The sequence below is a fragment of the Nocardia sp. 852002-20019_SCH5090214 genome (genome assembly GCF_001665865.1).
In the GTDB taxonomy this organism is placed as follows: domain Bacteria; phylum Actinomycetota; class Actinomycetes; order Mycobacteriales; family Mycobacteriaceae; genus Nocardia; species Nocardia nova.
The window spans coordinates 106,220-124,599 of sequence record NZ_LZMK01000273.1 but is presented as its reverse complement, the minus strand read 5'-3'; the positions used below and the strand labels follow the sequence as shown (position 1 = coordinate 124,599).

Here is an 18,380-nt window from a genome sequence, read left to right as displayed (position 1 = left end):
CATCTGGATTGGTGTCTGGAATGTGGTCCAGGTCATATGGTACGTTCTGCCGCATGGTTCGGCGGACGGAGGTTCGATGTCGACCACTGATCTGGATGTACACCTCGGGGGACGGGAACCCAGGGCGGCGCAGGTACTGCGCCGGAACTTCTCCGACACGGTGCTGTCGAGTCTCGCCACACTCGGCCGGGCGCTGCAGATGGGTTCCCATGCGATCCGGGTAGGCCTCGGCGATGCGGTGCGGATGCGGTTTCGGACGCGCGAAACCCTCACGCAGGCATGGTTTCTGATCAAGGTCACCGCGATACCGAGCGTGCTGATGGCGATTCCGTTCGGCGTCATCGTCTCCACCCAGGTCGGCAATATCGTCTCGCAACTCGGCGCGGATTCGATGATCGGCGCGGCCGGCGGGCTGGGGGTGATCAAACAGGGCGCGCCGATGGCCGCCGCGATGATGCTCGGCGGGGCCGGCTCGGCGGCCATCGCCTCCGATCTCGGCGCGCGAACCGTGCGGGAAGAGGTCGACGCCATGCGGGTCATGGGGATCGATCCGGTGCAGCGTCTCGTCGTTCCGCGCATCGCGGCGATGATGCTGGTCGCTCCGCTGCTCAACATCCTGATCATCGCTGTCGGCATCGCCTCCGGCTTCGCCGTCGCGGTCGCCGCGCTCGGGGTGACGCCGGGCAGTTACTGGCAGTCGTTCGGCGCCTTCACCACCACCCTCGATATCTGGGTGTCGCTGATCAAGGCGCTGATCTTCGGCTTCCTGGTGGTGATCATCGCCTGCCAGCGCGGGCTCGAAGCCGGGGGCGGCCCGCGCGGCGTGGCCGACGGCGTGAACGCGGCCGTGGTCATGTCGATCGCCGCGGTCACCGTGCTCAATACCGCGATCACGCAGGTGGTCACCATGTTCTTCCCGGTGAGGATGGCCTGATGACCGCGACCCCGTATGCGCCCGCGGGCCTGCGGTGGGTGCATCGCCTGGGGCGTCGCGCCCATCCGCTGCGGCCGTTCGAATCGATCGGCTTCGTCCTCGGATTCGGGTGGCAGGTGGTGTCGTCGCTGCCGTACACGCTGATGCACTACCGCCGCGAGACGGTCGTGGTGATCACCGACATGACGTGGGGCCGCGGTTCGGTGATCATCGGCGGCGGCGTGGTCCCGCTGATGTTGCTGCTCGGGGCGGCGATGGGCGCCTCCATCGGCATCGAGGCGTTCAGTGCGCTCAACCTGCTGTCGCTGGGTCAGCTCAGCGGCCTGATCTCCGCGTTCGGGGTGACCCGGGAGCTGGCGCCGATCGCGGCGGGGGTCGGCTTCGCGGCGCAGGCCGGCTGCCGGATGACCGCGGAGATCGGGTCGATGCGCATCTCCGAGGAGATCGACGCGCTGGAATCGCTCGGCGTGCGGTCGGTGCCGTTCGTGGTGACCACCCGCGTCATCGCCGGAATCATCGCCGTCGCACCGGCTTTCGTGGTGGCACTGAGTCTCGGCTATCTATCGTGCGCGCTGATCGTCACCACCATCCACGGCACGCCGGCCGGCACCTACAACCACTATTTCGATCAGTTCGTGCTGGGCTGGGACGTCATCGCCGCGACGATCAAGGTGATGGTCTTCGCGGTCGCCGTCGTCCTGATCCATTGTTACCAAGGCTTTTTCGCGACCGGCGGGCCGGAGGGCGTCGGCATCGGCTCGGGGCGCGCGATCCGGGCCAGCCTCGTCTCGATCATCGCGCTCGACATGCTCACCACCATCGTCCTCTGGGGATTCCGGTCCCCCATCACGTTCACCGGATGACCCCATGCCTCCTTATGCCCTGCCCGGCACCGAGGTCGGGCCCCGCCGCGCGCGGATCCTCGGCATCGGTGCGGTCGCGCTCGCCGCGGTGCTCGTCGTCGGCTGGCGGCTGCTGCCCGACAGCCGACCGGCCGACGAGATGCGCGTCGATCTGGTCACCGCGCAGGTCGGCGAGGGAGTCGGCGCCGGAACCGATGTCCGGCTCGACGGTGTCCGGGTCGGCTCGGTCGCCTCGGTCGCCATGGCCGGAACCGGCCGGCAGCGCATCGAATTGACGCTGCGCCGATCCCAGCTGTTCGGCCTCACCGACGCGCTGACCGTCGACTACGCGCCCGGGAATCTCTTCGGAATCACTGCGCTGCAACTGAATCCGAACAGCGGCGGCACTCGGCTGCGGGACGGCTCGACCGTGGATCTGAGCGATCGCGACGCCGACCGGGTGCGCGATGCCACCCTCGCCGCGCTGCTGGAATCCACGGGCCGGCTCACCGACGACGTGCTGACCGCGAAACTCACCGAGGTGCTGCGCACCACCTCGCACGACATCAGCGCCTTCACCCCGCTGCTGCAGGCGATCGGCACGACCGCGCGCTCGTTCACCGAAACCCAGCAACTCCCACCGTCGATGGTGTTGGGCCAATTCGGCTCGGCGCTGCACGGTGTGCCGGCACTGCTCGCCGGCGCGGCCGAACTGTTGCACGCGGATCTGACGAATCAGCAGCTCGCGACGAAGGAGAACGTCGATCGCTTCTCGGAGATGTTCAATCGGGTCCAGAACGAGATGCTGCCGGTGGCGACGGAAACCCTGTACACGGCGCAGCGAAATTTCGGCGGGCTGCTGCCGATCGCCGTCACGATGCTCGACCAGGTCGCCGGTTCGGTCTCCGACCCGCGGCGTTCGGAGAGCGAATTGCGTGAACTGCTCGACCGTCTCGGCGCCGGCTTCCACGACTCGCCCTCGGGCCCGGTGCTGAACGCCCGCGTGGATCTGACCACCGTCCCCGGCTTGGCGACGCCGCTGGCAGCCCTGCTCGCCCACCAGACCGGTACGGGAGGTCGCTGAATGTCGACCCGCGCGTTGTGGATTCGAGTGGCCGTGTCCGTGCTGGCCATGGCCGTCGTCCTCGTCGGGGTGTTCCGGTTGATCGAGCGTCCGGTCAGCGGTGACACCGACACCTACACCGCGATTTTCACCGATGCGAACGGCTTGCGGCTCGGCGACGACGTCCGGCTCTACGGGGTGCAGGTCGGGAAGGTGCGCGGCGTCGACTTGGACGGAGCGCTGGCCCGCGTGCGCTTCACCGTCACGCAGGGCCATCCGCTCTACACCGAGACCAAGGTGGCGGTGCGATATCAGAACCTCACCGGTTTCCGGTATCTCGAGATCCAGCAGCCGGATCAGCCGGGTCCCCGCCGCCCGGCGGCAGCGGCCTTCGACACCGCGCACACGGTTCCGGCCTTCGACATCACCACCCTGTTCAACGGTTTGCAGCCGGTGCTGGCGCAGCTGTCACCCGACGATCTGAATCGGTTCGCGAGCAGTATGCTCGCCGTCGTCCAGGGCGACGGCAACGGCATCGGGCCGGCGCTCGACGCCATCGATATGCTGAGCCGGTACGCGTCCGACCGCGCACAGGTGCTGTCGGTCCTGGTGAACAATTTCGCCCAGGTTTCCGCGCATATGGCCGGGAAATCCGGCAACGCCATGCAATTGATGACGAATCTGACGGAACTGTTCGTCACCATCACCGACAAATTGCCCGGCCTCGTGCAATTCGGAATGGAAATTCCGCCGATGTTGCGCCCGCTGCTGGACCTGCTGGATGTCCTGGGCGTCACCGGTGAGAAGAACCGAGACCTGGACGCGCTTCTGCATCGTGTCCTTCCGAACCCGCGTCAGGCCGCCGATGTGCTGGGACGGCTGCCCGGATTGATCCAGACCATGACGACGACCATTCCCCAGACCGGGCCCGACGCGGCGATGACCTGCTCGCACGGGATCGCACCGGCGCCCGGACCGCTGGCCGTCCTGATCGCCGGACAGAGGATCACGCTATGCCATCGGTAGTCACCCCCGCGTCGGTCAGCGCCGCCCTGCGCACGCTCCGGCGCCGGATGTTCACCAGCCGCGACGAGCGCGGCGCCCAATTGCGCTGGGGCATCAGCGGAATAGTCGCGGTTCTCGTTCTGGTGGCGGCGATCGGCGTGATCGATGTCGTCGGAACCACGCCCGAGCGAACATATTCCGCCGATATCGCCGAGGCCGGTTCGATCCGCACGGGTGACGATGTCCGGATAGCGGGAATTCCGGTCGGCAAGGTGAAATCCCTGCGATTGCTTCCCGATCGGGTGCGGATGACGTTCACGGTGAAGGACGGGGTCGCCATCGGCGATCAGACCACCCTCGCGGTGCGAATGCTGACCCTCGTCGGCGGCTACTACCTGGCCGTACAACCAGCGGGATCGAACCCGTTGGGCAACACCGTCATTCCCGCCCCGCGCGTAATTCTGCCGTACAACCTCACCCAGGCTTTCCAGGACGCCGTCGAGCCCGTGCGGCGGACCGACGGTGACGCCATCCGCCGGGATCTCGCCGCACTGGCCGGTTCGATCGACAAGAGCCCGGACGCGCTCCGGCACGCCGGCCGGGCGGTCTCCGACATCGTCGCCATCATGGACCGGCAGAACGCGGACGTATCCCGGACGCTGGCGCTGACCGACGAATATCTGACGGCGCTGAACAAGAATTCCGACACCCTCGTCACCCTGATGCGGACCTTCGGCACACTCGAGAACGTCGTCGCGGACAATCGGGAACAGCTCAGCTGGGCGCTGCACGGCCTGGCCCAGCTGGTGCAGAAGCTGGTCCCGCTCGGACGGATCTGGGACGACTCGCTACGCGAACAGGCGCAGCCGCTCGTCGACGCGATCCCGAAGCTGCGGGAACTCGGCGACCGCATGGGCACCCTGCTCGATTCACTGCACACCTTCGAGCAGCGCCTGACACCGCTGGTCCAGCCGGGCGGCGGAGTGAGCGTCGACCAGTCCGCCGCCACCGTCACCGGCATCTGTGTTCCGGTGCCCGGAGGGGGATGCTGATGCTGAGCAGGATTCTCGGATCGCGCGGCCTGATGTCGGCGGCGGTGGTGCTGGTGCTCGTACTGGCCGCGGGATTCGCCGTGACGATGAGCAGATCCGAACCGGCGACGCGCAGTTACTGCGCGCGGATGCCCGACACCATCGGCCTCTACACCGACAGCGCCGTCACCGTCATGGGCGTTCAGGTCGGCAAGGTCACCGCCGTCGAGCCCGACAACGGCGCTGCCACAGTGCGTTTCACCGTACGCGCCGACCGCAAACTCCCGGTGGACGTCGGCGCGGTGACGGTCAGCCACACCATCCTGGCCGATCGCACTCTGGCGCTCATCGGCGCCGAACCCGCCGGAGCCGGTTGGGATCCGAGCCGATGCATCACCAAAACCCTGACGCCCAAGAGCATGTCGGAGACCTTCGACGCACTGGCGAAACTCTCGGATCAGCTCGACGCGTCCGGTGATCCCGCCCAGCGCACCGCCGTCGGTGACGGTCTCGACGCACTCGACCGGGCGACATCCGGCACCGGCGAGCAGCTCAACGCGCTCATCGGGCAACTCAGCCGGGCGCTCGCCTTCCCCGACGCGGCGATCGGACATCTCGGTCAGCTCATGGACGATCTCGCCGCACTGGCCCGTCGCGCCCGCAACGGATGGCCGGACCTGGAGAACATCGTGCCTCGGCTGACCCAGACCTTCTCCGATATCAACACCCTCGCGTTCCCGCCCGTGGCCGATCTCGTGACGGCGCTGGCCGGGCTGCTTCCGGAACTCAACGAGGTGATCATGAAGCTCGGCTCCCCCGCGCTGCGCGCGGTGAACGACATCCCCGGCCTGTCGAAGCTCATCGCGTCGGGAGTCGGCTCACTCCCCGAGATCATCCGCATGACCCCGGCCCTCGCCACCGGGTTCTCCGACGCGGTCGATCCGGTCAGCGGCGACTTCACCATCGGGTACGCGCCACCGAAACTGGCTCTGCCGCAGGCACAAACCGACCAGATCTGCGCGGCGCTGCGGGCGGTCGCGGGGCAACAGTGCGGGGCCCCCGGCAATGGTGTGGTGACGGTGCCTGCGCTTCCGGTTCTCCTGTCGGCGGTGAGCGCGAAGTGACACGACCCTCTGCGAAACTCCGCCGGATCTGCGCCCGCGGGCTGGTCGCCGCCACCCTCGCGGCATCGGCCGGGGCCTGCGGTTTCCAGCCGGCCGACGTCCCGGTGCCGGGCACCGGTGTCGGCGGACCGACCTACCATCTGCGCATCGAATTCGCCGATGTTCTCAATCTGCCGCAGGGCGCCAAGGTCATCGCGGACGGCGTGCGGATCGGGCAGCTCACCCACATCACCGTCGTCGACCCGGCGCCCGCCACCGGCACGGCTCCGGCGCGCACCGGCTATGTGATCGCCGATGTCGCGATCCGCACCTCGGTCCGGCTTCCGGTCGGCACCACCGCCCAACTGCGGCAGGCGACTCCGCTCGGCGACGTCCACATCGCACTCACCGAACCGGCCCACCCCACGGCCGGCGAGATCCGCCCGGATGCGACGATCCCGATCTCCGACACCCGCCCGCAACTTCCCATCGAGGACATCCTCGCGCAGCTGGCCACCTTCGTCGGCAGCGGCGCGGTGCACGACATCCAGAACATCGTGCAGAACGTGAACGGGATCATGCCCCCGAATCCGGCGGTGACCGCGCGGATATCGGAGGTCCTCGGTTCGGATCTCGGTGACCTTGCCGCACATACCGATTCGATTCACCAGTTGGTCAGCGGTATTCAGGCCACGGTCGACGAGGGCCTGCTGAATCACACGTCGACGTGGGATCCGCTGCTCACCCCGGACGGTGTGCAGCACACCACCGATGTGATTCGCGCCGAGATCGGTGTCGTCTTCGTCCTCACTGCCCTCGGCCCGTTCGCGCCGTCGACGAAATGGCTGGGGCCGGTGCTGGATTCGACCACGGCCGCCGCGCGCGCGGTGGTGCCGATGTTGTTCGGCAGCGCACCGCTCGACACCGGCTCCCCGTCGAATATGGCGACACTGACGAATCTGCTGCAATCGCAGATCATTCCGTTCGCCGAGCGCGGACCGAAGATCAACCTGGTCGGCGTCGCGATGCCGCCGTCCGCGGCAGTCGGCACGACACCCGAGCAACAGACCTCCCGCATCGTCGACACGCTGCGGATGATCGGAGCGGTCCGATGAGAATTCGATCGATCGTCTCGCTCACGGCGATCGCCGCCGTGCTCGTCTTCGGCATCGTCTACATGACGGTGGGCGTCCTGCACCTCGATCCGCGCAAGTCTTTCTTCACCGCCGATCTCCGGCTCGCCGAATCCGGTGGGCTGGGCCCGAATTCGCCGGTGCTGTTCGACGGGGTCGCGGTCGGCAAGGCGGAGACGGTACGCAAACAGGCCTCCGGCGTGCTCGTCCGGCTGAAGATCGACGACAAGTATCACATCCCGGCTACGAGCGAGATCCATATCGAACAGCTGTCGGCACTCGGCGAGCCGTACATCGAATTCGCCTCGACGAGCCCGGCTGGGCCGTATCTGCGTGACGGACAGACGATGTCGACCGAGCGGGTGCACCTGCCGATGAGCATCACGGCGCTGTCGACGCGGGCGGTCCAGCTGCTCGAGCAGATCCACCCGGAGGCGGTGGCGCGGCTGGTCGACACCTTCGACACCGCGCTGAAGGGTACCGATCAGGCGATGCGCACGCTGCAGCACTCGTCCGACCTGCTGGCGGCCACACTGCTGAGCCGTACCGGCGCCATGCGGCAACTGTTCGCCGACATGCAGGCTCTCGGCGGGAACATGGACTGGCTGGGGCCCTCGCTGGAAACCGCCGGACCGCAACTCGGGCTGTTCGGCACCATGTTGATCAAGATCGTCGAGGGCGGGTCCGTGCTGTCGAACAAACAACCCGTGGACAACTACTACACCGGCGACGGCCTCGTTCCGTTCCTCGGGCAACTGACCGAGCTGCTGAACAAGTTCGGGCCGGGGGTGGCGCCATTGGGCCCGGCCCTGCAGCCGGTCCTCACCGAGGCCGTGCACAGCTCGCCCCATATCGACGTCAGCGCGCTGATCAGCCAGGCGCTGCAGGGTGTCGATCCCGACGGGACGCTGCATTTCCGGATCGCCGTCAAATAGCCGAGTACCAGCCAGCCCGACCGGCAGGAGGAACGAACCGATGAGCACAGCAGTAGACGACAAGGACATCCGGGCGGCGGAGGCGGACAAGGACGAAAAATCCGGTGCCGCACAGCCTTCCGCGCCCGACACCGAGCGGCGGGCGCCGCTGACGATCGCCGTCCGGCTCTCCACCGCAGTGACCACCGCGGTGATCGTCGCCTTGCTGGCGGTCGGCATCGTGTTCGGGTGCCTGTACTTCTCGGCGCGTTCCACCCTGTCCGATCGTGACGCCGCGGCCGCCGGCGACAAACACGCCGAGGACATCGCGTCGAAGTACGCCGTCGGCGCGTCGACCATCGACTATCACGATGTGAAGAGCTGGATCGAGCGGTTGAAGGCCGGCACCACCACGCAGCTGGCGGCAAAATTCGACGCGACCGCACCGCAACTCGAGCAGATCCTGCTCCCGCTGCAGTGGACGTCCAAGGCGACGCCGCTGTCGGCCGCGGTGACCTCCGAATCGGACGGCATCTACAAGGTCAACGCCTACCTGGACGTGACATCGACCAGCGCGCAGACTCCCGACGGCGGTCGCACCACCGTGACCTACTCGCTCACCATCGACCGCAACGCGGACTGGAAGATCACCGACGTCGGCGGGTTGCAGAACGCCCTGCCCACCAAGTGAGTCGGGCGAAGGCCGCCGGCGGCGATAGGACACTATGAGCTGATGACCGATATGCCTGCCATGTTCACCGTCGACGACGCCGGTCGGTACCTGCCCCGGAAGTGGGCGTACGGCCGCTGGGGCGCGGACATGCTCAGCGGCCCCGCCGTCTGCGCGGCCGCCGCGCGCACCCTCGAACGGGAACACGGGCTGGCCGGTTTCGTGCCGGCTCGATTCACCATCGACCTGTTCAAGGCGGCGAAGGGACAGCCCCTCGAGGTGCACACCGAAGTGATCCGCGCCGGGCGGCGGATCCACATCGCCTCGGCCACGGTGCGCCAGGGTGAGGTCGAGGTCGCGGAAGCGCGCCTGGTTCAGCTGCGCGCCACCGAGACCCCTCCGGGCGAGGAGTGGCATTCCGAGCATCCGTTCGACCCACCCGCCGACGCCGGGGTGGATTGGTGGTACCGCAGCGACAACGACTGGTCGACGTCGATGGGCGACCACCAGAACTCCGGCCGCAAAAGCCTGTGGGCGGTGCCGCTGGGAGCGGTCGAGGGTGAGGAGCGCAGCGCGTTCGTGGAGGCCGTGGTCGCCGCCGAGTCCACCAGCCTGGTGACCAACTGGGGGTCGCAGGGCATCGGATACATCAACGCCGATCTCACCGTGGCACTCGACCGCCTGCCCGTCGGCGACCGGATCGGGCTGCGGGCCGAGACCCACCTCACCGCCAACGGTGTATCCGTCGGCACCGCAACGCTTTTCGATTCCCGCGGGCCGATCGGCACCGGCATGGTGACCGCCGTCGGCAACGCGGCCGCCCAGATCGACTTCTCCGCGAACGGGATCGACTTCTCCGAAGACTGAGGCGCCGGGCGATAATTCCGGCCCGATATCGGACGCGCCGCGCGTGTCGGGTTGACCACGCGACGGCCGGTTCCGACGATCGTCGGGGTGAGCCCGATCCGAAGGACGCCCGCTGCGCGGCGTCGGCGCTTGTGGCCGGTAGTGATCGTCGTCCTCGGTGTGGTGGCCGCACCGCCACCGGTGGCCACCGCGATCCCGGCGGACGAGCTGTGGTCCTCGACAGCGGAATCGTTCGCACCCGGCGATTTCCACGCCGCGCCGTATCTGGGCAACGGCCGGATCGGGACGGTACTGCCGCCCAGCGGCGGCGGCTACCACGACTACGGCGACGCGGCGCGGACCTCCTTCCCGCTGCAGCAATCCCGTTATACCGGAACGTATTTGGCGGGCTTCTACGCGCAGGCCGCACTGTCACCGGAATACCTCCGGTCGCCGCAGTACACCCAGGTGATCGCGGCGTTGCCCGCGTGGACGGATCTGGCCGTCGAAGTCGACGGTCACCGCTACGACGCGGACGTGGACCCGGCCACCGTGCACGACTACCGGCAGACGCTGGACTACCGCACCGCGACGGTGACCACCCGGGCCGACTGGACACCGGATCCCGAGCATCGGCTGCGGCTTCGCTACGACACCTTCGTCTCTCGCGACCGGCCGGATCTCGCGGTGCAGAGACTGACCGTCACACCCGAGCGCCCGGGCGAGCTCGCGGTCGTCGACCGGATCGACGGCGCGGCAGCGCGGCGGGTGGTCCCGGTGACGACGACGGCCGATCCGAGCATCGGACGCACGGTGTCGGGAGTCCGCGCCGAGGGAACCTCCGATACGGCATTCGTGGTGTCGTCCGTCGATTCGCCGCCGCAGGCCGCGGGCACCGCGCTGCCCGGCGCCGACGGGATCCGCTATCTGCTGCCCGTCACCGGGAACGACAGCTACACCTTCACCGCCTACACCGGCATCTCCTCCACCGACTACGGATCCGATCCCCTGGCCGCCGCCACCGCCGCGGCCGAATCGGGCCGCGCCCAGGGGTTCGACGCCACACATTCCGCCCACGCCGCGCAGTGGGATCGGTTGTGGCAGCCCGCCATCGAGACTCCGGGGCGCACCGACTACACCCGATGGATCCGCGCCGCGCTGTATTCCGTTCTGGCCAGCGTGCGCGCGGGCGAGCGCTGGTCGGTGCAACCGGCCGGACTGTCGTCCGACGACTACGGGGGCATGACGTTCTGGGATGCCGAGACCTGGATCTTCCCGACGCTGCTGGCGCTGTATCCGGACCTGGCTCGCACCGTGGTCGAATTCCGCGCCGCCGCACTGCCTGCCGCCCGGGCCAACGCCCGCGGCTACGGACTGCCCGGTGCGCTGTATCCCTGGGACGACGGGCCCGCGCAGCGCTGCGCCTCCCCGATCGGCTGCGGCCTGACCGAGGAACATCTGCACAACGAGATCGCCCTTGCCCAATGGCAGTACTACCTGGCCACCGGCGACAGCGAATGGCTGCGCACCCATGGCGCGCCGGTGATCACCGCGATCGCCGACTACCTGACCGCGCGGATCGGGCCGAAACTGCCCGACGGCGCCTACCATTTCGCCCCGGCCGCCGGATCCGACGAGTACGTCGCCTTCTCGGTCGACAACGCGCTCACCAACGGCGGCGTGCGCAACACGATGGACATCGCCGCCCGGGCCGCCGCACTCTCCGGTCTTCCCGTCGACCCGCGCTGGGCCGATATCGCAGCGCATATGGCGATGCCGCCCGATATCGCGCCCGGGGTGCCCGCCGAATATCTCGGCTACACCGGCGCCCCGATCAAACAGGCCGACACGGTGTTGCTCAGCTACCCGTTCACCTACGCGGCGCCCGGCTATTCGCCGGCCGCGACCACGCGGTACTACTTCGACCGCACCGATCCGGACGGCCCGAATATGAGCAACAGCGTCGGCGCGATCCTCAGTGCCCGTTACGACCCCTGTCGCACCCAGTACTACCTGGACCGATCCGTGCAGCCGTATGCCCGCGAGCCGTACGGATTCCAGGCCGAGGCGCGCGGGGACCGGTCGGGTGCCAACGCGCAGGGGCAGTCGGCGTGGATCTTCGTCACCGGTGCCGCGGGATTCCTGCAAGGACTGCTCTACGCACCGCTCGGATTGCGCTGGACCGAGGGCGGCCCGTCCATCGATCCGATGCTGCCAGGCGGCTTCCCCGACGGCCTGACCATTCGCGGCCTGGCGATCGGCGCCGCCCGGACGACCGTTCATATCACGCCCGCGAACACCACGCTGACCCTCACCTCGGGCGACCCGATCACCCTGCAGACGCCGGGTGGCTCCGTCGAACTGGTTCCCGGACAACCCCTTTCGATCCCCACCCGCGCCGCGTGCTGAGACGTACAGCGGATGTGCGACGGGGCCACCGGCGGGCCCCTCGCGACGGAGCGGCCCAGGTGAGCGGTGCGCGGTTGCGCGATGCGGCAACCGCAACCACCATCGCCGGTGTGCAGAACCACTTCGACCTCGGCGACCCGCAGCAATGGGTCACCACACTGCGCCGCAACGCGGCACCCGACACCGCAGTCGTCCCGCGCTCGCCGAGCGCGAGGACGCGGGAGAACACCGCCGCCGGCCGGTCGCGGCCGGCCGGTGAACGGCACGAGCGCGGGAGGATCGCCGCATGAGCGCCATCGAGCAGGTCGCCGATTCGGTGTACGTGGTGGCCGGAACCAACGTCAACTGGTCGCTGATCACCGGCGATTCCGGCGTGGTCCTCGTCGACGCCGGCTATCCGCGCGATACCGGCGCGGTACTCGATTCGCTTCGCCGGATCGGCCACGAACCGGCCGATCTGGTGGCGATTCTGCTGACCCACGCCCACCTCGACCACATCGGTGCCATCCCCACCCTGGTCGAACGCACGGGTGTGCCGGTCTACACGGGCGCGGACGAGGCCGCGCACGCGCGTCGCGAATATCTGCAGCAGATCACTCCCGTGGACATGGCCCGCCAGCTCGGCACTCCCGGTGGACCGCGGTGGGTGTTCCAGACACTGCGCGCGCTGGGCGGCCATGTCCGCATGAGCGTCCCTACCGCCACCAGCTACGACGAGAACACCCTGCGGCAGTTGCCCGGCGGTATCGTGGCCGTCCCGACGCCGGGGCACACCACCGGCCACACCGCCTACCTCATGCCCGACGAGGGCATCCTCTTCAGCGGCGACGCCCTGGTCACCGGCCATCCACTACTTCCCGACACCGGACTCCAAGCACTACCCGAGGTCTTCAACCACGACGAGACACAGACCCACACCACCGCGGAATCCCTGATCGCCCACCGGCCGCGGCTGCTGATACCGGGCCACGGAAAACCCATGGCCCGCTGATCTCACCGGCCCAGCCGATTTCACCGGCCCGGCTACACCCGCGCCGGATCCCGGGTCTGCGCCTTGGCCGCTTCCCGGGCCAGGATGCGCGCCCGCTGCTCCTCGAAGCGCACGACGTCGCGGCCGAGCTTGTCGAGATAGTCGGCGAGCTCCTGGCGGGCGCGCTCGCCCCGCTCGGTGAAATCGGTGCGGCCGAAGACATTCCAGTGCCGCAGTACCGGATTGAGCACCTCGTCGAGATGCTGGCGCAGATCGTAGATGCCGTGCTTGACCATCAGCACACCGTTGCGCCGCCAGTTCGGCATTCCGGTGCCGGGCATGGCGAAATTCTTCGCGATCTCCGTGACCGATTCCATCGCCTGATCCGGCGCCAGATCGAACGCCGCCGCCGCGATCGACCGGTAGAAGATCATGTGCAGATTCTCGTCGGCCGCGATCCGCGCGAGCATGTGGTCGGCGATCGGATCGCCGCACACCCGGCCGGTGGAGCGGTGGCTGATGCGAGTGGCCAGCTCCTGGAACGTCACGTAGACGACCTGGTCGAGCATGCCGTGGAAGTACTCGGGCGCGTGCACGCCGCGCGTCATGTGCACCATCCGGTCCTGCTCCAGCGCCACCGGATCGACCCCGCGGGTGACCACCAGATAATCGCGCATGGCGATGGCGTGGCGGTTCTCCTCGGCGGTCCAGCGCCCGACCCAGGTGCCCCAGGCGCCGTCGCGGGAGAAATGCTCGCTGATGGTCCGGTGGTAGGAGGGCAGATTGTCCTCGGTGAGCAGATTGGTGATCATGGCGACCTTCGCCACCTCCGACAGACGAGACTGTTCGGGATCCCAATCGACACCGCCGAGTGCGGCGAAATTGCGGCCTTCGTCCCACGGCACATAATCGTGCGGATGCCATTCCTTGGCGGTGGCCAGATGCCGGTCCAATTGGTCCGCGACGACCGGCTCCAGTTCGGTGAGCAACTGCAACTGCGTCAAATCCTTTGGCATGCAATTCCTTTCGAGAAGGTAACCATCGGGTTTACGACACACAAGGGCGATCCGAGAGCAGTGTTGCGCGGCGATACGCTACCCGTCGACCTATGGTTGCCGGAAGTTTCCGCCGCTGTGTCCCCGGTTCGAGAGCGCCGATCACGTCGCACACCGATTACATGCCCGCCGAATCAAACCTAAAGTCCGGACAATTCGGACGTGACATACTCCTCTTCAATTAGTTAGCCATCGCAACTATATTATTTGGAGACCCATTCCGTTTTCCTGTCGATGAGGGAGAGAACTTGGCTTCCGCCCAACCCGCCGAGGACCTGGACGCCTCCGACATCCAGACCGTCGGCCGCCGGCTCCGGGTAGATCACGACCACCCGCACTACAAGTGGGTGGCACTGTCGAATACGACCCTCGGCATGTTGATGGTCACGATCAACTCGTCGATCGTGATCATCTCCCTGCCGGCGATCTTCCGCGGGATCCACCTCGATCCGCTCGAACCCGCCAACGTCAGCTACCTGCTGTGGATGCTGATGGGCTTCATGCTCACCTCCGCGGTGCTCGTGGTGATGTTCGGCCGCCTCGGCGACATGTTCGGCCGAGTGCGCATCTACAACCTCGGCTTCGTCATATTCACCGTCTGCGCGATAGCGCTGTCGTTCGATCCGTTCGATCTCGGCGGCGGTGCGATATGGCTGATCGCCTGGCGTGTGGCGCAGGGTGTCGGCGGCGCGATGCTGATGGCCAATTCGACGGCCATCCTCACCGACGCCTTCCCGGCCAGGCAGCGCGGCATGGCTCTGGGCATCAACCAGGTCGCGGCGGTGGCCGGTTCGTTCCTGGGTCTGCTGATCGGTGGTCTGCTGGCCGAATGGGACTGGAAGGCCATCTTCTGGGTCAGCGTGCCGTTCGGCATCCTCGGCACCATCTGGTCCTACAAGTCGCTGCACGACAACGGCGCACGCACACCCGGGTCGCTCGACATCCCGGGTACCGTCACCTTCGCCCTCGGCCTGACGGCGCTGCTGGCCGGTATCACCTACGGCATCCAGCCCTACGGCGACTCCAAGACCGGCTGGGGCAACCCGTGGGTGCTGACCGGAGTCATCGGCGGCATCGTGCTGCTCGTGCTGTTCTGCGTCATCGAGGCGAAGTCGCGCCAGCCCATGTTCCACCTGAGCCTGTTCCGCAACCGGACCTTCGCGCTGGGCAGTTTCGCGAGCCTGATGGCCTCGATCAGCCGCGGCGGCCTGCAGTTCATGCTCATCATCTGGCTGCAGGGCATCTGGCTGCCGCTGCACGGCTTCGACTTCGAGTCGACGCCGCTGTGGGCCGGTATCTACATGCTGCCGCTGACCATCGGCTTCCTGGTCTCGGGACCGCTGTCCGGCTATCTGAGCGACCGTTTCGGCGGGCGGTTGTTCGCCACCGGCGGCCTGTTGCTCGCCGCGATCACCTTCGTCCTGCTGATCGTGATCCCGGTGAACTTCAACTACTGGCTGTTCGCGCTGATCATCCTGCTCAACGGCCTCGGCATGGGCATTTTCACCTCACCGAACACCGCCGAGGTCATGTCCGCGGTCCCGGCCTCGCAGCGCGGCGTCGCCTCCGGTATGCGCGCGACGCTGATGAACGGCGGTATGGCGCTGTCGATCGGCATCTTCTTCTCGCTGATGATCGTCGGCCTGTCCGGCACCCTGCCCGGCGCGATGAATTCCGGGCTGAAGGATCAGGGCGTCCCCGCCGACGTCGCGGGACATATCGCGGATATGCCGCCGGTCGGCAGCCTGTTCGCCACCTTCCTCGGCTACAACCCGTTCAAGGAATTGCTCGGCCCGAGCGGCACATTGGACAAGCCGGGGGTGCACGCCGATGTGCTGACCGGCCAGGAGTTCTTCCCGCACCTGATCTCCGACCCGTTCCACTCGGGCTTGGTGGTGGTGTTCCTCGCCGCCGCGGTGATGATGCTGCTCGGTTCGATCGCGTCCTGGTTCGCCCGCGGCGACTACGTCGAACACGAGGCGCAGGAACTTGCCGAAGCGGCCGGCGCCGGTCTGATCACCGATGCGGACGCCGAGGCCGAAACCGGCCGGCCGGCCACCAACGGACATGCCGTACCCGCCGGTCGCCACGCGCTCGCGGCCACCGCGGTGATGCCCGCGGCGGCTCCGCCCGCCCGGTCGCAGCGTTCGATCACCGGACGCGTGCTGCGCACCGACGGTCGTCCGCTCGACGGTGTGGCGCTGACGCTCATCGATCAGCAGGGACATCAGGTCTCGCGGGCCACCGGTGATCCGCAGGGCGGGTACGTGATCGATCCGCCGGCCCCCGGCAGCTACGTGCTGATCGTGTCGGCCCGCGGACAGCAGCCGACCGCGGTCACCGTCTCGGTCGACGGCCGGCCGCAGCGCCTCGACGTCACACTGCACGGTTCGGGTGAGTTGTCCGGCTTCGTCCGCGCGGCGGGCCGAGCGGTTCCCGACGCGACCGTCACTCTCACCGATCTGCGTGGCCAGGTCGTCGGCGCGGCGGTCACCGATGCCGACGGCGGATACCTGTGCTCGGGTGTCGTGGGCGGCACCTACACACTCGTCGCGGTGGCCGCGCATCTGCGCCCGGCCGCCATGACGCTGACCGTGCCCGACAGCGGCGTCCTGCACCACGATGTGGAACTGACCCCGCTGGCCGTGCTCACCGGCGCGGTCCGGGCCGGCGACCGGGCGGTGCCCGACGCCCTGGTCACGGTGCTCGACGAGACCGGCGCGGTACTCGGCACCGCCCGCACCGACGGCGACGGCCGCTACACCGTGACCGACCTGACCGAAGGCACCCACACCGTGGTGGTTCGCGGCTACCCGCCGCGCGAGGGCCGGGTCGAGGTCGCCGGCGGCGCGGTCGAACACGATGTGCGACTCGGCTACGACCTGCCCTCCGGCAGCGACGCCACCGAACCGGACCCCTCGGAACCGGCATACGACCGGGACTGACCGAGATCGGCCGAGATCGTCGGCCTCCGCGTGGCTCCAGCACAGTGCGGTGCTGGGGCCACGCGTGTTTCGGCGCGAGGAGACGACACGGCAGGGATGCCGATCGCCCTCTCGCTCCGAAATGTATTGCGTAGCAACCTGATTAGCCGAACATTTTTCGGGTAGGACGCGACATCGGCGCGGCACTGCGGATTTCTGGGTCGACGGGCGCCTCGGATCGACATTCCCCATCCAGGCCACCTGCGGAGCAGAGGGCATGCGGCGGCGATGAAAGTGCCCTGAACGCCTGTCCCCGTTGATCTTCGGCACACTCCGCGGGGCGCCGAAAAATGGCCGCTACCTGCGCGGAACGATTTCCGCCTCAGCAAACTCGACCGGACACCCGGCCGCCGGTGCCGCAGCCACTGCTTGTCACGGCACGAAAAACGCCGTTAAGCTCGAGTTTGCCAGAAAGATGCTGAGACTGAAGCCCCCTGGCCACCGAGTTCGCCCGCGTGTAGTCGACTCGAGGATGGACCGACATGACCTTCCTTGCCCTCGGATATCTGCGCAGAGATGTCTCGCGACGGCACCAGCATTGGGACGAGTCCCAAATCCGATGGCTGGCAGGGCGTCTGGGCTACAACCTGTGCAAGACCGTGGCACTGAGCAACCGCACCATCGATCCGATCCAGCAGTTGATCGACGCGGTGGTGCGCCTCGATGCCGAGGCCGTGGTCGTTCCGAGCCTCGACCACTTCGCCGACCGGGTGATCCCCGCCGATCTCCTCGCGATCACCGACGTCATCACGGTGACCCCCGAACACACCTATGCGCGCTGGGCCGGCGGCGAACTACCCGAATTGCACGGCATCTGATCGGCCCGGAAAAACCCTGGTGCGCAATCCGTCCGGCTTCCGTCCATCGGAGTGCGGGCGAATTGCGCCACCGGGGTTCGCCGGCGGAATCAGCTGCCGGTGATCTGCTCGTAGTAGAAGAAGTGGTGGCCCTTCGCATCACAGGAGAAGCTGCCGTGGAACCCGACCGCACACGTCGACCCGGCGTGCGAGACCGCGGGTCCGGCCGTCGGCCCGGACCCGGCGCTCTGGCCGTAGGTCGAGATGTCCGGATTGCCGCCGGGCAGGGTATGCGGAGTCCCGGCATCGAACCCCGGATGCGCGGGCGCCCACGGCACGTCGATGACGACCTCGCGGACCGGGAAGGGCACCGGCACCGACACATTGCCGCCGAGCTGGATGGACATCCACGTCGGATCGGCGAGGTCGCATCCCACGCTGCCGTCGTCGGCGATCGAGCAGTTCAACCTCCCCGCGGAGAAGTACACGGGCCCGGGAGTGTCGGCGCCGGCCACGCCGCCGAACGCCAGCGGCGCCGCCGCACCGGCCATCGCCAACGTACGCACGATCCATCGTTTCACGCTGCCTCCTTGGGTGTGATCATGTTCCTGACGTACCCATCGC

17 protein-coding genes and 1 pseudogene are annotated in these 18,380 nt (G+C 67.8%); 16 read left to right on the top strand and 2 right to left on the bottom strand.

Annotated elements, in window-relative coordinates; translation table 11 throughout:
- Positions 1-76 precede the first annotated feature (76 nt).
- From A5780_RS21525 to A5780_RS21465, 13 genes are all read left to right on the top strand, one after another.
- Positions 77-934: an ABC transporter permease gene (locus A5780_RS21525; protein ID WP_063012819.1), complete on the top strand. Its 858-nt coding sequence runs from the start codon at positions 77-79 to the stop codon at positions 932-934.
- Positions 934-1,797, top strand: coding sequence for an ABC transporter permease (locus tag A5780_RS21520; RefSeq protein ID WP_063012821.1), 864 nt, complete (start codon positions 934-936; stop codon positions 1,795-1,797). The genes A5780_RS21525 and A5780_RS21520 overlap by 1 nt, the downstream gene beginning before the upstream one ends.
- Positions 1,798-1,801: 4 nt before the next feature.
- Positions 1,802-2,860: an MlaD family protein gene (locus A5780_RS21515; protein WP_064901344.1), complete on the top strand. Its 1,059-nt coding sequence runs from the start codon at positions 1,802-1,804 to the stop codon at positions 2,858-2,860.
- Positions 2,861-3,865, top strand: coding sequence for an MlaD family protein (locus tag A5780_RS21510; RefSeq protein ID WP_063012825.1), 1,005 nt, complete (start codon positions 2,861-2,863; stop codon positions 3,863-3,865).
- Entirely contained in the window at positions 3,853-4,896 is a 1,044-nt protein-coding gene (locus A5780_RS21505) for an MlaD family protein (RefSeq protein WP_231983040.1), read from the top strand. Before A5780_RS21510 ends, A5780_RS21505 begins: the two co-directional genes overlap by 13 nt.
- Positions 4,896-5,999, top strand: a complete 1,104-nt coding sequence (locus tag A5780_RS21500) for an MlaD family protein (protein WP_231983039.1) — start codon at positions 4,896-4,898, stop codon at positions 5,997-5,999. The genes A5780_RS21505 and A5780_RS21500 overlap by 1 nt, the downstream gene beginning before the upstream one ends.
- Positions 5,996-7,093 carry an MlaD family protein gene (locus A5780_RS21495; RefSeq protein WP_231983038.1) on the top strand — a complete coding sequence of 366 codons (1,098 nt, stop codon included), beginning with the start codon at positions 5,996-5,998 and terminating at the stop codon, positions 7,091-7,093. Before A5780_RS21500 ends, A5780_RS21495 begins: the two co-directional genes overlap by 4 nt.
- Positions 7,090-8,046, top strand: coding sequence for an MlaD family protein (locus tag A5780_RS21490; protein WP_064901350.1), 957 nt, complete (start codon positions 7,090-7,092; stop codon positions 8,044-8,046). Before A5780_RS21495 ends, A5780_RS21490 begins: the two co-directional genes overlap by 4 nt.
- A 40-nt stretch (positions 8,047-8,086) precedes the next feature.
- On the top strand, positions 8,087-8,716 hold the full coding sequence (locus A5780_RS21485) for a hypothetical protein (RefSeq protein WP_063012831.1): 630 nt from the start codon (positions 8,087-8,089) through the stop codon (positions 8,714-8,716).
- Between the two features lie 42 nt (positions 8,717-8,758).
- Positions 8,759-9,562 carry an acyl-CoA thioesterase domain-containing protein gene (locus A5780_RS21480; RefSeq protein WP_063012833.1) on the top strand — a complete coding sequence of 268 codons (804 nt, stop codon included), beginning with the start codon at positions 8,759-8,761 and terminating at the stop codon, positions 9,560-9,562.
- Between the two features lie 129 nt (positions 9,563-9,691).
- On the top strand, positions 9,692-11,950 hold the full coding sequence (locus A5780_RS21475) for a glycosyl hydrolase family 65 protein (protein WP_156769591.1): 2,259 nt from the start codon (positions 9,692-9,694) through the stop codon (positions 11,948-11,950).
- 59 nt (positions 11,951-12,009) lie between these two features.
- The gene (locus A5780_RS21470) at positions 12,010-12,240 is read left to right on the top strand and encodes a hypothetical protein (RefSeq protein ID WP_064909399.1); all 231 of its coding nucleotides are present in this window, start codon (positions 12,010-12,012) and stop codon (positions 12,238-12,240) included.
- The gene (locus A5780_RS21465) at positions 12,237-12,941 is read left to right on the top strand and encodes an MBL fold metallo-hydrolase (RefSeq protein WP_063012839.1); all 705 of its coding nucleotides are present in this window, start codon (positions 12,237-12,239) and stop codon (positions 12,939-12,941) included. The genes A5780_RS21470 and A5780_RS21465 overlap by 4 nt, the downstream gene beginning before the upstream one ends.
- 32 nt (positions 12,942-12,973) lie before the next feature.
- On the opposite strand, the gene A5780_RS21460 is transcribed toward A5780_RS21465, so the two are convergent.
- Positions 12,974-13,936 carry an acyl-ACP desaturase gene (locus A5780_RS21460; RefSeq protein WP_063012841.1) on the bottom strand — a complete coding sequence of 321 codons (963 nt, stop codon included), beginning with the start codon at positions 13,934-13,936 and terminating at the stop codon, positions 12,974-12,976.
- Positions 13,937-14,223: 287 nt separating this feature from the next.
- On the opposite strand from A5780_RS21460, the pseudogene A5780_RS42035 reads away from it, so the two are divergent.
- The 3 genes and pseudogenes from A5780_RS42035 to A5780_RS21450 form a co-directional block, all read left to right on the top strand.
- A pseudogene (locus A5780_RS42035) lies at positions 14,224-15,942 on the top strand (MFS transporter); the annotation flags it as partial.
- A 144-nt stretch (positions 15,943-16,086) separates the two neighbouring features.
- Entirely contained in the window at positions 16,087-16,920 is an 834-nt protein-coding gene (locus A5780_RS42030) for a collagen binding domain-containing protein (protein ID WP_231983042.1), read from the top strand.
- Positions 16,921-17,441: 521 nt separating this feature from the next.
- Positions 17,442-17,777, top strand: coding sequence for a hypothetical protein (locus tag A5780_RS21450; RefSeq protein ID WP_063012843.1), 336 nt, complete (start codon positions 17,442-17,444; stop codon positions 17,775-17,777).
- 89 nt (positions 17,778-17,866) lie between these two features.
- Here the strand turns inward: A5780_RS21450 and A5780_RS21445 are convergent, their stop codons facing one another.
- Entirely contained in the window at positions 17,867-18,337 is a 471-nt protein-coding gene (locus A5780_RS21445) for a hypothetical protein (protein WP_030513711.1), read from the bottom strand.
- Positions 18,338-18,380: the final 43 nt, after the last annotated feature.

Bases quoted from the DNA above. Each gene is read 5' to 3' on its own strand.
- A5780_RS21525 (WP_063012819.1), top strand. From the start codon at position 77: ATGTCGACCACTGATCTGGATGTACACCTCGGGGGACGGGAACCCAGG.
- A5780_RS21520 (WP_063012821.1), top strand. From the start codon at position 934: ATGACCGCGACCCCGTATGCGCCCGCGGGCCTGCGGTGGGTGCATCGC.
- A5780_RS21515 (WP_064901344.1), top strand. From the start codon at position 1,802: ATGCCTCCTTATGCCCTGCCCGGCACCGAGGTCGGGCCCCGCCGCGCG.
- A5780_RS21510 (WP_063012825.1), top strand. From the start codon at position 2,861: ATGTCGACCCGCGCGTTGTGGATTCGAGTGGCCGTGTCCGTGCTGGCC.
- A5780_RS21505 (WP_231983040.1), top strand. From the start codon at position 3,853: ATGCCATCGGTAGTCACCCCCGCGTCGGTCAGCGCCGCCCTGCGCACG.
- A5780_RS21500 (WP_231983039.1), top strand. From the start codon at position 4,896: ATGCTGAGCAGGATTCTCGGATCGCGCGGCCTGATGTCGGCGGCGGTG.
- A5780_RS21490 (WP_064901350.1), top strand. From the start codon at position 7,090: ATGAGAATTCGATCGATCGTCTCGCTCACGGCGATCGCCGCCGTGCTC.
- A5780_RS21485 (WP_063012831.1), top strand. From the start codon at position 8,087: ATGAGCACAGCAGTAGACGACAAGGACATCCGGGCGGCGGAGGCGGAC.
- A5780_RS21480 (WP_063012833.1), top strand. From the start codon at position 8,759: ATGACCGATATGCCTGCCATGTTCACCGTCGACGACGCCGGTCGGTAC.
- A5780_RS21465 (WP_063012839.1), top strand. From the start codon at position 12,237: ATGAGCGCCATCGAGCAGGTCGCCGATTCGGTGTACGTGGTGGCCGGA.
- A5780_RS21460 (WP_063012841.1), bottom strand. From the start codon at position 13,936: ATGCCAAAGGATTTGACGCAGTTGCAGTTGCTCACCGAACTGGAGCCG.
- A5780_RS42030 (WP_231983042.1), top strand. From the start codon at position 16,087: ATGCCCGCGGCGGCTCCGCCCGCCCGGTCGCAGCGTTCGATCACCGGA.
- A5780_RS21450 (WP_063012843.1), top strand. From the start codon at position 17,442: ATGACCTTCCTTGCCCTCGGATATCTGCGCAGAGATGTCTCGCGACGG.